Raw genomic sequence first — 14,577 nt, 5'->3', positions numbered from 1 at the left:
AATCATCATGTCCGTACTTCACATCCGCCAGGTCACGAAAACCTATTCCGGCGGGACCAAGGCAGTCGACAGCTTTTCGCTCGATGTCGCCGATGGCGAACTCGTCTGCCTTCTCGGCCCCTCCGGTTCGGGCAAATCGACGCTGCTGCGCATGGTCGGCGGCTTCGAGCAGCCGACGGGCGGGCAGATCACCATCGATGGCGAAGATGTCACCCACCTGCCGCCGGAGCGGCGGCCGACCGGCATGGTGTTTCAAAGCCACGCGCTCTGGAGCCACATGAACGTCTTCAAAAACCTCGCTTTCGGCCTCAAGCTGCGCCGCATGCCGGCTGCCGTCATCAGAGAGAAAGTGGAGGCGGTGCTCCAACTCGTCGGACTTTCCGGTTATGGCGAGCGCGCCACCGGCCAGCTTTCCGGCGGCCAGCAGCAGCGCGTAGCGCTCGCCCGCTCGCTGGTTCTCGAACCGAAAATACTCCTGCTCGACGAGCCCTTCGCCAGCCTCGACCAGCATCTGCGCGAGCGGCTGCGGGAAGAGGTGCGCGATATTCAGCAGCGTCTCGGCATCACCACGCTGTTCGTCACCCACGGTCAGGATGAGGCCCTCTCCATGGCAGACCGCATCGTCGTGATGGCGAACGGCAAGACCGAACAGATCGACCGGCCGAGCGTCATCTACCGCGAACCGCAGACCCCGTTCGTCGCCGGCTTCATCGGCACCATGAACCTGATAGAGGGCGCGGTTTCAGACGGAAATTTCATGCGCGCAGACTTCAGCCTGCCGCTCCCGGTCTCCGACGGACCGGCCATTCTCGCCGTTCGCCCTGAAGCCATCGATCTGACGATTTCCGAAACGCCGGAAGCAAGTGTGCACCGGGTGACGGATTATGGCACCCACGGCCTTGTCGACCTTGATCTTGCCGATGGTACAAGGATCAAATCCATGGTCGCTCACCCGGATATGTTTCAGGCGGGACAGGGCGTACAGATTTCGCCCCGTGCCGTCACGGCCTATCGCGACAACCGCCCAATCTACCGGAGCTGACATGAACCAGCCGATCCTTATCGACCGCGACGGCCACAGAACATGGCTCAAATGGCATCGCGCCCGCCGCCGCGCTGACGATCCAGTCTTTACCGGCGAGCGTATCATCGAGGCGATGCGGCTCGGTGCAAGCATCGAGGTCGATCTCGTTATTCATGCCGATCACGGCTGCGCCGTTTTGCATGACCGGACGCTGGAGCGGGAGACCACCGGCACCGGCCGGGTGCGCGACACATCCGCCGCCACCCTGCGTCAGCTCCACCTGCGCGAAAATGACGGCCACCCCATCGATGCGAAGGTAATGCTGCTCGAAGACCTTTGCGCCCTGCTTGCCGAGGGCACCGTTCATCCCGACGCCCTGCTCCAGCTCGATTTCAAGGAAGACCGGCAAGCGCTTACCCCGCAGGTGGTCGCCGGTTTCGGGGCGAGCGTTTCGCCAATAGCAAAGTCCGTGATCCTGTCGGGCGGCGATTTCGACGCCATCGCCACGCTTGCCGGCTCAGCCCCCGACCTTCGCACCGGATATGATCCCTGCCATCGCGGCACGCTAGCCGACCTGAAGGCAAGCGGAAACTATCCGGGCTTCATCGCAGACGCCCTTGCCACGGCACCCGATGCCGACATGATCTACCTCGCCTACGAGATCGTACTTGCCGCCGAGGATGCGGGTGTCGATATCATCGCCCCCATCCATGCCGCCGGCCGCCGGGTCGACGCGTGGACGATCAACAGCGTCACACCGCAATCCATAGAACAGGTGAAACGCCTCCTGCGGCTTAAGGTGGACCAGATCACCACCGATGATCCGCAAGGGCTCGCCGAGGTTTTCAGCCGATGACAGTCAATTACAGCACCATCCTCGACCATATGGTCGCCACCGCCCGCGAAGCCGGCGCATTGACGCTCGACCATTTCAGGCGCTTCCGCGAGATCGAGATCGGCGTCAAGGGACCGGGGGACTTCGTTTCCGATGCGGACAGGGATTCCGAAACGTTGATCCGCGACCGCCTGCTCGGGCAATATCCCTGGGGACTGACCGGCGAGGAATTCGCGCCCGTCGAAGGGGCGGATCAGGATCACCGCTGGCTGGTCGACCCCATCGACGGCACCACCAATTTCCTTTTCGGCCAGCACTATACAATCACCATCGCGCTTCGCCGCGGCAATGAAACGATCTGCGGGCTGGTCTACAATCCCGTTTCCGACGAGATGTTCACCGCGATCAAGGGAGACGGCGCCTATCTCAACGGCGAGCGGCTGCGGGTCAATGCCAGCACCGATGTCGCCCTGATGTGCGTCGGCACCGGCCTGCCCACGCCCAATCTCCAGCTTTATCCCGGCGCCTATCAGCGCCTAGACGCCGTTCGTGCGCCCATCGGCGCGGTCCGTGTGGTCGGCAGCGCCGCCAATTCCTGCGCTTACGTCGCCTGCGGCCGGCTGACCGGCTATTATGAGGAAACGGGCTTCGTGGACACGGCAGCCGGCATTCTGCTGGTGCAGGAGGCCGGCGGCATCGTGACCGACTGGTGGGGCCGCGGACCGGAATTCTATGAAAAGACCGGTACGCTCATCGTCGCCAATGCCGCGACCCATGCCTATCTTATGGAGCACCTGCGCGGCGTTCCGCCCAAGAACCCCGCATAGCGGTTTCCTCTTCGGAGCATCCATGCCGCAACAATCGTCTCAGGCCACCTGCACCAGGTGGCCGGGCGAAACCGTCCTGTAGTTTCGCACCGGCGTTTCATATCCCATGGCCCGTATCGGGCTTTTCAGCTCGTCATTGGATATGCCGCGCCTTATCCCGCGCCTTGCCGGGTCCGGCACCGGAACGGCGGACATCAGCTTTTTCGTATAGGGATGCTGCGGATTGTCGAAAACCGCCGCGCGCGGCCCGATCTCAACGATCTCGCCGAGATACATCACCGCCACCCGGTGGCTGACGCGCTCCACCACCGCCATGTCATGGCTGATGAACAGGAAGGCGAGGTTGAGGCTCTGTTGCAGGTCGAGCAGCAGATTGCAGACCTGCGCCTTGATGGAAACATCGAGCGCCGAGACGCTCTCATCGGCAACGATAACCTTTGGATCGAGCGCAAGCGCGCGGGCAATGGCGATGCGCTGACGCTGACCGCCCGAAAATTCATGGGGGTAGCGGCTGGCCATATCGGCGGACAGGCCCACCTTCTCGAGAAGATCGGCCGTCTTTTCCTTCGCCTGTCTGGTGCTGCCGAGTTTGTGTTTGATGAAGGGCTCGGAAATAGCCGTGCCTACCGTCATGCGCGGATTGAGCGACGAGAACGGGTCCTGAAAGATCATCTGCACGGATTTGCGCATATTGCGCAGGCCGACCGTATCGAGCCGCATCACGTCGTAACCGTCGAGCGACACGTCGCCGGCCGTCGGCTCCACAAGCCGCATGATCGAGCGGCCGGTGGTGGATTTTCCGCAGCCGGATTCACCCACCAGCGACAGCGTTTCACCCTGAAACAGATCGAAGGAGACGTTTTCGACGGCGTGAACCGCACCCGTCTGGCGTGCCAGCAGGCCGGAACGGATGGCAAAACGCGTCACCAGGTTTCGGACCGACAGAACCGGCGTCTGCCCGCTCGCAACTGTTCCGGCCACCTCCTGCGGCTCGCTCGAAAGGCCGGTTTTCATGTCGAGCACCGGAAACCGTGTCGGCCATTGCCGGTCGCGCATTGAGCCGAGCTTCGGCACCGCCGAAAGCAGCGCCCGCGTATAGGGATGCTTGCCACGCCGGAAGATGTCCTCGGTCGGTCCGGTCTCGACCTCATCGCCGCGATACATCACGATCGTCCGGTCGGCGATTTCGGCCACCACACCCATGTCATGGGTGATGAAGAGAACGGACATGCCCTCCTCTTCCTGCAACAGTTTTATCAGGTCGAGGATCTGGCCCTGAATGGTCACGTCGAGCGCCGTCGTCGGCTCGTCGGCGATCAGCAGTTTCGGCCGTGAAGCGAGCGCCATGGCGATCATCACCCGCTGGCGCATGCCGCCGGAAAACTGGTGCGGATATTCATCGAAACGGCCGGAGGCGTTGGGAATGCGAACCTTTTCCAAAAGCCGCACCGTCTCCGCCCGTGCCTCCTGCTTCGAAAGCCCCTTGTGCCGGATGAGGACTTCGGAAATCTGGCGGCCGATGGTGAAGATCGGATTGAGCGAGGTCATCGGCTCCTGAAAGATCATCGAGATATCGTTGCCGCGCACGCCGCGCATTTCTCTTTCGGAAAGCGCAAGAAGATCGCGCCCGTTGAGCAGCACTTCACCCTCGATCCGGCTGGAGGCCGGGGCAAGCAGGCGCATAAGAGACAGCGACGTCACCGATTTACCGGAGCCGGATTCGCCGACAATCGCGACGGTTTCGCCGGGCGCGACATCGAAGGACACGTTGCGCACCACGCTCTTCCACGCGCCATCGACGAGGAAGGAGGTGGTGAGGTTGCGGACGGAAAGGACTGGTTTTGTCTCCATGGTGTCACCGCCCTACCGCATAGGCCTGCATCAGCCGCGGTGTTGCAGCGGCACGCAGCAGACCATCCGCATCGCGACGCGCGGCGGTGAGCCGCCCGACCGACCATGCATCGGCAACCGTGACGCGGTGCCCGCGGCGGCGAAGCTCCTGCAAGGTCGCTTCGCCCACGGTGCTCTCCACGGTGATTTCACCCGGCGAACTGGTGCGCGGATAAAACGAACCCGGAAAATGCGCGGTATGGAACAGCGGCATGTCGATGGCGGCCTGCAGGTTCTTGCCGTGATGGGCATAACGCAGGAAGAAAGGCAGTTGCCACTGGTCCTGCTGATCGCCGCCCGGCGTGCCGAACACCATGGAGGGACGCCCCTGGTGAAGCGCAAGCGAAGGCGTCAGCGTGGTGCGCGGGCGTTTGCCCGGTGCAAGCGAAGTCGGCAGGCCTTCCTTCAGCCAGAACATCTGGGCGCGGGAATTGAGCGCGAAGCCGAGGCCCGGAACAGTGGGCGAGGATTGCAGCCAGCCGCCCGACGGCGTGGTGGAGACCATGTTGCCCCAGCGGTCGATGACATCGATATGCACCGTATCGCCGCGCTTCTCCGTCAGATGCGACATGGTCGGCTCGTAGACCGTGCCGGTGCCGCTCATCTCGGCCAGCATGGCCATGGTGGCGTCCACCTGCTTTTCATAACCCGGCACGGTGCCGGGGCGCAGCTCCAGCGAGGCCTCGCCGCTTATCAGCGCGCGGCGGCCGGCATTGTAGCCTTCGGACAGGAGATATTCCGTCGGGATCTGCCCGAATTCCGGATCGCCGTAATAGACCTCGCGGTCGGCAAAGGCGAGCTTCATGGCTTCGACGATGGTGTGGATGAAATCGGGACCGGAGGGGTCCATGGCCGCAATGTCGAAGCCTTTCAGAAGCGCAAGCGATTGCAGCAGAACCGGACCCTGCCCCCAGGCGGGCGTCTTGGCAATCGTCCAGTCGTGATAGTCGAGTGTCTGCGGCGCTTCGACGGTCGCGCTCCAATCCGCCATATCCTGCGCCGTCAGCACGCCCTTGTGCTTAGCACCGCTGGCATCCATGACTTCCGCGGTCCTCACGTAACCGTCAATAGCTTCCGCAACAAAACCCCGATAAAAGGCATCGCGTGCCGCCTCGATCTGGTTTTCACGGCCGGAGCGCGCTTCGGCTTCGGTGACGATCCGCTGATAGGTCGCGGCCAGAACCGGATTGCGGAAATTGGCGTGAGGCTCGGGTGCCGCGCCACCCGGCAGCCACGTCTCGTGGGATGTCGGCCATTCCTTCTCGAAGAAATCGGCCAGACCCTTGATGGTGGCGGAGACCCGCGGCAATGTCGGATGCCCGTGCTCGGCATAATAGATCGCGGGTTCCAGCACGTCGCGCACGCTCATCGTGCCATAGTCGCGCAGCATCAGCATCCAGCCGTCGAAGGCGCCGGGAATGACGGTGGCGAGCAGCCCGTCGCCGGGGATCAGCTTCAGCCCTTCCGACGTGTAATGTTCAATCGTCGCACCGCTCGGGGCCGGGCCCTGTGCGCAGATGACTTCCACCTTGTCCTTCTGCTTCGAATAAAACACGGCGGGCATATCTCCGCCCGGACCGCACAGATGCGGCTCGACAATCTGCAGGACGAAACCGGTGGCGACGGCCGTGTCGAAAGCATTGCCGCCTTTTTCGAGGATCGCCATGCCAACGGCCGATGCGATCCAGTGCGTTGAGGTGACGACGCCGAAGGTGCCAAGGATTTCAGGGCGTGTGGTGAATTCATTCATTCGGATATTCCTTGTAAAAGATCATGCTTCGCGCGGATCGAGCGCGTCGCGCAGGCCGTCGCCCAGAAGATTGAAGCCGATGACGACGAGGAAGATGGCGATGCCGGGCCACATCGTCATCCACGGCGCCTGGCTGAGGAAATTCTTCGCGGTATTCAGCATCGAACCCCAGGAGGGCGCCGGCGCCTGCTGGCCGAGGCCGAGGAAAGAAAGGCTCGCCTCAGCGATGATGGCGGTCGCCACCGTCAGGGTCGCCTGCACGATGATAGGGGCGAAGACATTCGGCAGGATGTAACGCGTCATGATGTCGATGTGGTTGAGGCCGATGGACCTTGCGCCTTCGACATAATCTTCGGTCTTGACCGCCAGCACCTGCCCGCGCGTCAGCCGCACGAAGATCGGCATGGCGGAAAGGCCTATGGCGATCATCGCATTGGTGAGGCTCGGTCCGAGGAAGGCGGCAAGCGCAATCGCCATGATGAGAAACGGCATGGCCAGCAAGGCTTCGGTGATGCGGGATATGACCATATCCACCCAGCCGCCGAAATAACCTGAAATCAGGCCAAAGGGCACGCCGATGACCACGGCGATCATCACCGAGACCACGCCCGCCATCAGCGAGGCGCGCGCGCCATAGATCATGCGGGAAAGGATGTCTCGGCCGAGATCGTCGGTGCCGAGCCAATGGGCGGCCGAGGGCGCCTTGCGGATCGCCGACCAGCTGGTCGCCACCGGATCGGCAATCGGCAGGATCGGCGCGGCGATGGCAAGGACGGCGAAAAACAGCACGATAACCATGCCGACAAGCGCCGATTTGTTGCGCTTCATCTTCTTCCAGGCGCGGCTTTCCTGCCGCGTTACCGCTACGGAGAGGTTTCGATCGAGAACGGTCATGATATCGGGGCCTCAGATCGTCGCCCTGAGGCGGGGGTTGAGCAGGACATAGGCAATGTCGGCCAGAAGGTTCATGAGGATGAAGCCGACGGCGGTGCAAAGAACGATGCCCTGCACGACGGCATAGTCGCGGGTGAACACTGCATCGACCGTCATCTTGCCGAAGCCGGGTATGGTGAAAATCTGCTCCGTCAGAACCGCCCCGGCCAGCAATTCGCCGAAGAGCAACGCCAGCAATGTGATGACGGGCAGAAGCGCATTGCGGAAACTATGCGACAGGATGATCTCGCGCGGAGAAAGACCCTTGGCGCGGGCGGTGCGGATATAATCGGAACTGAGCACCGCCACCATCGCCGAACGCGTATGGCGCATCAACGTCGCCGCAAGCGCGTTGCCCAGCACGAAGGCGGGCATGATCATGGTTTCGATGGAACGCACGGGATCGACAAAGATCGATTCATAACCGGATGCCGGCAACCAGCCGAGTTTGACCGACACCAGCAGGATCAGCATGATGCCGAGCCAGAAGTTCGGGATGGAGAGGCCGGAAAGCGCCACGATATTGGCCGTGTAGTCGATCCATGTGTTCTTCTTGACGGCGGCCAGAATGCCGATGGGAATGCCGATGACCATGGCAAAGAACATCGCCATGACAGCCAGTTGAATGGTGACCGGCAGCTTCTGGCCGATAAGCTCCAGCACCGGCTGGTTGGTGCGCAGCGAAATACCGAAATCGCCCGTCACGACGCCGCCCAGCCAGTTGACATATTGCAGCGGCACAGGGTCGTTCAGGCGATATTTCTCCCGCAGGAATTCAATCGTCGCCGGATCGCGCTCCTCACCAGCCATGGCAAGCACCGGGTCGCCCGGCAGCAGTTTCTGCAGCGAGAAGACGAAGATGGAGATGATCAGAAGCGTCGGGATCGCGACCAGCAGTCGCTTGCCGATATAAACAGGCATGGCATGGCCCTCGTTCGTGCCAATTCGTGAGGGCCGCACGGCAAGGCCGTGCGGCGCATGCGAAGCGTTCAGTCCTTGGAGACGCCGAGAAGGCGGATCATGCCATCCGGCGACGGCGCCCAGCCCTTGACCTTGTTGGAAATGGCATAGGCATAGGGCTGGTGACCGAGATAGATGATCGGCATGTCATCGTTGAGGATGACGCTCGCGGCATCGTATTTTTCCTTGCGCACCGCATCCTCGGTCGAGGCGCGGGCCTCGTTCAGCAGCTTGTCGACCTCGGGATTGCAATATTTCACATCGTTGATGCCGCCCTTGCAGGTGACGAACTGATGCAGATTGCCATCCGGATCGATACGTCCCGACCAGTCGGAACGGCTGAGCTGGTAGTTGCCGGCCGTCTGCTCGGACAGAAGCGTCGCAAATTCCGTGGCCTTCAGGGTGACGTTGAAGCCCGCTTCCGCGACCATCGACTGGATGACCTGCATCATCTGCGTCTGCGTCGTGTTGTTGGCGTGCTGAAGCTCGATGTCGAGCTTTTCGTAACCCGCCTCCTTCATCAGCTCTTTGGCCTTGTCGATATCGCGCGCCGGCACCGGCAGATTCTGGTTGAACCACGGGCTTGTGGGCGGGAAGGCCTGATTGCCTGCCTTGGAGGTGCCCTCGAACACGATCTGGCCGATCGCTTCCCGGTCTATCGCATAAGAAAAGGCCTGACGCAGGCGCTTGTCCTTGCCGAGCGGATTATCCGCACGCGAACCATTGTTGATATTGACATACATGGCCATGTAGCCCGGTCCGATGACATCCGCATAGGTCAGATTGGCATCGTTCTTGACGGACTCGGCATCGGAGGCCGAGATGCGCTCGGCGATATCGAGGTCTCCCGAGCGAAGATTAGCAAGCTTCACGGTCGTATCGGGGATCGGCAGATAAACGACCCTGTCGACCAGAATTTTGTCCTTGTCCCAATAATCGGCGAATTTCTCGAGCACGATACGGTCCTGCTGGATGCGCTCGACGAATTTGAACGGCCCGGCGCAGACCGGCTTCGAACCGAAATTCGCGCCCAGTTCCTTGGCCGCCTTCGGCGCGACGATCATGCCGGCGCGGTCGGAAAGCTGCGCAAGCAGCGTGACATCTGGCGTCTTCAGGGTGAATTTAACGTCCAGCGGCCCGGTGGCCTCGACCTTTTCGACCGAGGAAAGCTCGCTCTTGCGGCGGGATTCCGGCAGGGTCATGTTGCGCTCGATGGTGGCGACCACAGCCGCCGCATCCAGTGTCTCGCCGTCGTGGAATTTCACGCCGTCGCGGATCTTCATCGTCAGCACCTTGCCGCCCTCGGACCAGGCCCATTCGGTGGCAAGCTGGGGAACGATCTTCATGTCCTGCGAGATGTCGACGAGCTTGTCACACATGGCGGTGTAAACGATACGCCCGACGAAGGTGCGCGATTGCGCGGGGTCGAGAACGTCGGCGTCATCATTAAGGCCGATGCGCAATTCGGACGAGATGGCCGGCGTGGACAGGAATGCACCGGCCAATAAGGCGGCAGTCAATGTCTTGATTTTCTTCATGTTCTATCCTCTGGTCTGGTTATCTTTGTTTTCATTGGCCGGCCCGGAAAGGCCGGCAGGTCTGCCCTGCTGCCTATGAGGCCGGCGTGAGCGGATTGTCGGCATCGCCCGTGCTGCGGGCGGCAATCTCTTCTGCGGTTTTCTCCTCCAGAAAGCCGAGCGAGGTGGCGCGGATCAGCCTTTCCTGATGCATGAGAAGGTGCTGGCGCATCGCTTCGCCGGCTCTTGCGGGGTCGCGGTCGGCGATGGCATCGACGATCGCTATGTGCTGCTCGAAGGAAGCCTTGCCGTTCGTGCCGCTGCGGCGCGCCAGTTCCCGTATCGACTGCCACGCCTCGTCCTGGCGAATGCGGTTGACGACATCGAAGATGGACAGGAACAATTTGTTGCCGGCGCTCTGGGCGATCTGGCGGTGAAGCGAACCATCCCACAACTCTTTGGCGTCGGCATCCGTGCTCTGGCCGGTCTTCTGGACGAGGGCGCGCATGCGCTCCACCTCGGCGGGTTTGGCACGCATGGCCGCAAGCTGCGCCAGTTGCGGCTCGATGCGCAGACGCACTTCCATGATTTCCATGATATCCGTACCGGCGACCAGTTCCGTCACCTGGGCGGACCAATCGTCCGGCTTTTCGCCCACAAAGGTTCCCGCCCCCTGCCGTCGCCAGATCAGACCTTCGGCTTCCAGAACCTCAAGAGCACGACGGACTGCACGCCGGCCGACATTGAAGGTTTCCGCGAAGGCCCGTTCCGTCGGCAGGCGACGGTCTTTCGCAAGATCCTGCGTTTGAATGTACTCCCGCAACTTCGCCAGCGCGTAGTTGGAGTTATCGTTGGGGTTCACCGTCAAGTCGCACCATTTACTGAACCAATCTTATATTGGTTCATTTGGTGAGAAATTTTTGCCGTCGTCAAGCTTATTTTTGAGCGGCAATAATTGGCGCTCAAAATATGGGCATACGGCTTTTTTTTGAAGGTGAAGGGTGGGCGTCATAGACGCACCCACCCCTCCTAAAGATCAAGGAAGAGCCTGATGCGCCCCGACAGGCGCTCGCCGGGGGCAACCGTCCCTAGACCCTGCCCTTCCCGCTGCGCCTGCGGCAAACCAAGCGCTCCGGCGGCCATGGAAACGGGCTCAAGACAGAGATAGCGCTCCATGCGGTGCACGGCGAGATGGCCGAAAACAGGATCGGCCTTAAGCCGTAGTGAAAACCTGCCGAAGTCGACCTGTGCGCTTGACCAATCGGTGAAATGCAATGTGTATCCCGTTGCGGCGGGAATGGCGGGTTTCGGGCGAGGTGCCGGCGGCTGGCCGGTTGGCACGTTCTGCGCATCCAGTGGATGTTGCAGTTTGGCGTCCGTCCGCGCATCGCAACCGAGCCCGGCCGCCAGATAAGGATGCCAGCCCAGCGACATCGGCGCTGGCCCATTCGCGCGATTGGTTATCGACAGTTCGACGGTAAGGCTGGCATCTTCCAGCAGGAAAGACTGCTCGGCGCGGAAGGAAAAAGGCCACTCCCGGTCAGCCTCATAGTCCAGTACCAGTGAGACCCGATCCGAAGACAGATATGAAATCTCCCACGGCCGCCGATGAGCCGGGCCATGCATGGCGTCAGGCGCAAGCGCCGGATGCGGCAGCAGGTCATGGCGGACACCTGCGTGGACGAAGGACCCGCCATAGAGCCGGTTGTGATAGGGAAACAGCGGATATGCGCCAGCCCTCGGCCAATTGAACGGCTCGAACTCCTGCTCCGTTGTCGGCACCAGAATATCGCCGTAGTCGAAGTGCCGCAGATGGGTCATTCTGCCACCCCAGGCGGGGCGCAGGCAGGCAGAGAGCCGCCCGCAGGCAATCACAACCGTTTCAGGCGAAGGCATAGGAGCCGTCAGGCCGTTTCGGCACCCGTCTTTGCCAATGAACATAGCCATCTTCCTGCATGGCTTTTTCATCCATCTCGACACCCCAGCCGGGGCGGTCCGGCCTCAGTTCCAGATATCCGTCCTTCGGCAGATAGGGGTCGACGACATAGCGGGTTTCATCCTCGCGTTTTTCAAGATCGGTGCCGCCATAAACGTAGCATTGCCCTTTCGGCAGCCGGTATTCGAGAATGCGGAAATTCTGCTGGGCGGCGGAGAAGTGCACATTGACGGCGGTGGCGAGCGGTCCCATCGGGTTATGCGGCGCGATGCTGACGAAATGCGCTTCCGCCAGCGTGGCGATGCGGCGCATCTCCGAAATGCCGCCGACAACGCAGATGTCGGGCTGGATGATATCCGCACCCTTTACCTGAAGAAGGCGAAGGAACTCATTGCGATTATAGAGACTTTCACCGGTCGCCAACGTGCAGTTCAGCCCCTGTTTCAGGTCTCCCCACATCTCGATATTTTCGGGACGCAAAGGCTCTTCGAAGAACAGCGGGTCGTAAGGGGCAAGCGCATTGCCAAGCTGGCGGGCGGCCGCTGGCTCGAAAATCTTGGCATGGGCGTCGAAGGCGATGTCGTAGTCGGGCCGCACCGTTTCGCGAAGCGAGCGGAAATATTCGGCCGAACTGCGCACCACCTCCCCCCAGCGATGGGCGTGGATATCGAGGCGCCAAGGGCTGAGCTTGAAGGCCGTGAAGCCCCAGTCCTCGTTCAGCCGGTCGAACTCCTCCTTCGCCGCCGGCGCGTCCGGCGCGGTATAGACGCCGGCATAGACCTTGATACGGTCGCGTACTTCGCCGCCCAGCAGCTTGTAGACGGGCACGCCCGCCGCCTTGGCGGCGAGGTCCCAGAGGCAATGATCGAGCGCCGAGATTGCCGACAGACCGAGCGCTCCGGGCGGAAAGCGGTTCTGCTGGAGCAGGAGATTATAGAGATACTCCACCCGCGTCGGGTCCTGCCCGGCAAGGAAGCTATAGAGGTAGTCCAGCACCGGCGGCAGTGCGAGATCGGGGCCGTGATTGTAACACTCACCCCAGCCGGTCAAACCGTCATCGGTATCGAGGGCGACGATGACGCGGGGGCGGTCCTTGTCGCGGGTGACGAATACCCGCATGCGATCGATTTTCATGCTTCAGTCTTCCTCATGAATTGCAGCGTGCGGCAGGCCCGGCACTATCGGGCGACGGCCCCGTTCTTGACTTCGGATGGTTCGACGTAGCGGAATCTGCGGGTACGATCCCGGTCGCGCGGGTCAGGGCGCGGAATGGCGGAAAGAAGCGCCTGTGTGTAAGGGTGATCCGGCGCGTTGCAAACCTTTTCGGCCTCTCCCACTTCCACCAGCTTGCCGCGATACATCACCCCGACGCGGTCGCACATATAGCGGATGACGCCGATGTCGTGGCTGATGAAGATATAGGCGAGCCCCAGTTCATCCTGCAGCCGCATCAGAAGATCCAGCACCTGGAACCGCACCGAAACATCGAGCGCCGAGGTCGCCTCATCCGCCACAATGATGCGCGGCTTCAGCGTGATGGCGCGGGCGATGCCGATGCGCTGGCGCTGGCCGCCGGAAAAGGCGTGCGGGTAACGTTCACGCCCGGCAGGGTCGAGACCCACCTGCTCCATTAGCGCGCAGACGCGTTCATCCAGTTCCCTGCCCTTCGCAATACCGTTTACGAGCAATGGCTCGCCGATCACCTGCGCCACCGTCATGCGCGGATTGAGCGAACCGAACGGGTCCTGAAACACCATGCGTAATTCGCGCCGCGCGGCTTTCAGCTCCGCACCCTCGATTTTCGCCAAATCGACCACCGTGCCATCCGCACGGCGATAGAGCATCGCACCGCCGGTCGGATCGTAGAGGCGCATGATCGAGCGGCCCATCGTGGTCTTGCCGGAGCCGCTTTCGCCGACGATGCCGAGCGTTTCGCCGGGAAGCAGCCGGATCGATACGCCGTCCAGCGCCTTCATCTCGCCGAAATGCATGGAGAGGTCGTTGACCTCGAGGATGGGCGCGGCCGCAAGATCGAGCGGCGGGCGGGCCAGGCGGATTTCCGCCTTCTGCTCCAGCTTCAGAACGGAGCCGATCAGCATGCGGGTATAGGGATCTTTCGGATTGTGGAATATCTCGTCGACCGTGCCATATTCCTTGGCGACGCCGTGATGCATGACCAGCACGTCATCGGCAATCTGCGCCACCACGCCCATGTCATGGGTGATGAAGAGCACAGCCATGCCGTGCGCCTTTTGCAGCCGCGATATCAGGTCGAGGATTTCGGCCTGTGTGGTGACATCGAGCGCCGTCGTCGGTTCGTCGGCGATCAGGAGTTGCGGTTTGCAGGCCAGCGCCATGGCGATCATCGCGCGCTGGCGCATGCCGCCCGAATATTGGAAGGCGTAACGATCCAGCGCCTTTTCAGGGTTAGGGATTTCCACCTGCCGCAACAGTTCGATGGCCTCGGCCAGCGCCTCTGCCTTGCTCATCTTCAGATGCAGGCGCAGGACTTCGGTGATCTGGTCACCCACGGTATGCACGGGTGAAAGCGACGACATCGGCTCCTGAAAGATCATCGCGATGTCAGCGCCGCGCACCGAGCGGATGGCCCGGCTGCGCGGATCGAGCTTTGCCAGATCGAGAGACGTGCCGTCGGCGCGGTTGAGGATGATCGAGCCGGACGCAATGCGGCCGGGGCTGTCGATGATCTGCAGGATCGACCGGGCGGTAACGGATTTGCCGGAGCCGCTTTCGCCGACGACGCAGAGCGTCTTGCCGGGATCGATGGAGAAAGACAGGTCGTTGACGGCCCGGAAAACGCCGTTTCTGACCGGAAATTCGGTCACGAGATTACGGACTTCAAGCAGCGGCTTGGCTGGCTTCATGGAGAGAATGTCGCTCATCC

12 protein-coding genes are annotated in these 14,577 nt (G+C 61.7%); 3 read left to right on the top strand and 9 right to left on the bottom strand.

The window, feature by feature from the left end; all coding sequences use genetic code 11:
* Nucleotides 1-7 precede the first annotated feature (7 nt).
* The 3 genes from ACQZ60_RS16890 to ACQZ60_RS16880 are packed head-to-tail and all read left to right on the top strand — an operon-like array spanning nucleotide 8 to nucleotide 2,686.
* Nucleotides 8-1,042, top strand: a complete 1,035-nt coding sequence (locus ACQZ60_RS16890; protein ID WP_443406532.1) for an ABC transporter ATP-binding protein — start codon at nucleotides 8-10, stop codon at nucleotides 1,040-1,042.
* Between the two features lies 1 nt (nucleotide 1,043).
* Nucleotides 1,044-1,880, top strand: a complete 837-nt coding sequence (locus ACQZ60_RS16885; protein WP_448735683.1) for a glycerophosphodiester phosphodiesterase — start codon at nucleotides 1,044-1,046, stop codon at nucleotides 1,878-1,880.
* Nucleotides 1,877-2,686 carry an inositol monophosphatase family protein gene (locus ACQZ60_RS16880; protein WP_448735682.1) on the top strand — a complete coding sequence of 270 codons (810 nt, stop codon included), beginning with the start codon at nucleotides 1,877-1,879 and terminating at the stop codon, nucleotides 2,684-2,686. Before ACQZ60_RS16885 ends, ACQZ60_RS16880 begins: the two co-directional genes overlap by 4 nt.
* Nucleotides 2,687-2,725: 39 nt before the next feature.
* Here ACQZ60_RS16880 and ACQZ60_RS16875 read toward each other — a convergent pair whose 3' ends face one another.
* The 9 genes from ACQZ60_RS16875 to ACQZ60_RS16835 form a co-directional block, all read right to left on the bottom strand.
* Nucleotides 2,726-4,537, bottom strand: coding sequence for an ABC transporter ATP-binding protein (locus tag ACQZ60_RS16875; protein WP_174040648.1), 1,812 nt, complete (start codon nucleotides 4,535-4,537; stop codon nucleotides 2,726-2,728).
* Nucleotides 4,538-4,541: 4 nt separating this feature from the next.
* Nucleotides 4,542-6,326 (bottom strand): gamma-glutamyltransferase family protein, encoded by a 1,785-nt coding sequence (locus ACQZ60_RS16870; protein WP_448735681.1) that lies wholly within the window; start codon nucleotides 6,324-6,326, stop codon nucleotides 4,542-4,544.
* 21 nt (nucleotides 6,327-6,347) lie between these two features.
* Nucleotides 6,348-7,220 (bottom strand): ABC transporter permease, encoded by an 873-nt coding sequence (locus ACQZ60_RS16865; protein WP_448735680.1) that lies wholly within the window; start codon nucleotides 7,218-7,220, stop codon nucleotides 6,348-6,350.
* 12 nt (nucleotides 7,221-7,232) lie between these two features.
* Nucleotides 7,233-8,180 (bottom strand): ABC transporter permease, encoded by a 948-nt coding sequence (locus ACQZ60_RS16860; protein WP_020810606.1) that lies wholly within the window; start codon nucleotides 8,178-8,180, stop codon nucleotides 7,233-7,235.
* A gap of 68 nt (nucleotides 8,181-8,248) precedes the next feature.
* Nucleotides 8,249-9,757: an ABC transporter substrate-binding protein gene (locus ACQZ60_RS16855; RefSeq protein ID WP_003521672.1), complete on the bottom strand. Its 1,509-nt coding sequence runs from the start codon at nucleotides 9,755-9,757 to the stop codon at nucleotides 8,249-8,251.
* Nucleotides 9,758-9,830: 73 nt separating this feature from the next.
* The gene (locus ACQZ60_RS16850; protein WP_448735679.1) at nucleotides 9,831-10,604 is read right to left on the bottom strand and encodes a FadR/GntR family transcriptional regulator; all 774 of its coding nucleotides are present in this window, start codon (nucleotides 10,602-10,604) and stop codon (nucleotides 9,831-9,833) included.
* A gap of 161 nt (nucleotides 10,605-10,765) precedes the next feature.
* Nucleotides 10,766-11,632 (bottom strand): aldose epimerase family protein, encoded by an 867-nt coding sequence (locus ACQZ60_RS16845; protein WP_448735678.1) that lies wholly within the window; start codon nucleotides 11,630-11,632, stop codon nucleotides 10,766-10,768.
* Entirely contained in the window at nucleotides 11,619-12,806 is a 1,188-nt protein-coding gene (locus ACQZ60_RS16840; protein WP_137005748.1) for a galactarate dehydratase, read from the bottom strand. Before ACQZ60_RS16840 ends, ACQZ60_RS16845 begins: the two co-directional genes overlap by 14 nt.
* A 44-nt stretch (nucleotides 12,807-12,850) precedes the next feature.
* Nucleotides 12,851-14,575, bottom strand: coding sequence for an ABC transporter ATP-binding protein (locus ACQZ60_RS16835; protein WP_448735677.1), 1,725 nt, complete (start codon nucleotides 14,573-14,575; stop codon nucleotides 12,851-12,853).
* Nucleotides 14,576-14,577 lie beyond the last annotated feature (2 nt).

This window comes from Agrobacterium sp. 22-223-1, assembly GCF_053522385.1.
The sequence above is the reverse complement of the archived record's forward strand: the minus strand, read 5'-3'. Positions and strand labels throughout refer to the sequence as shown.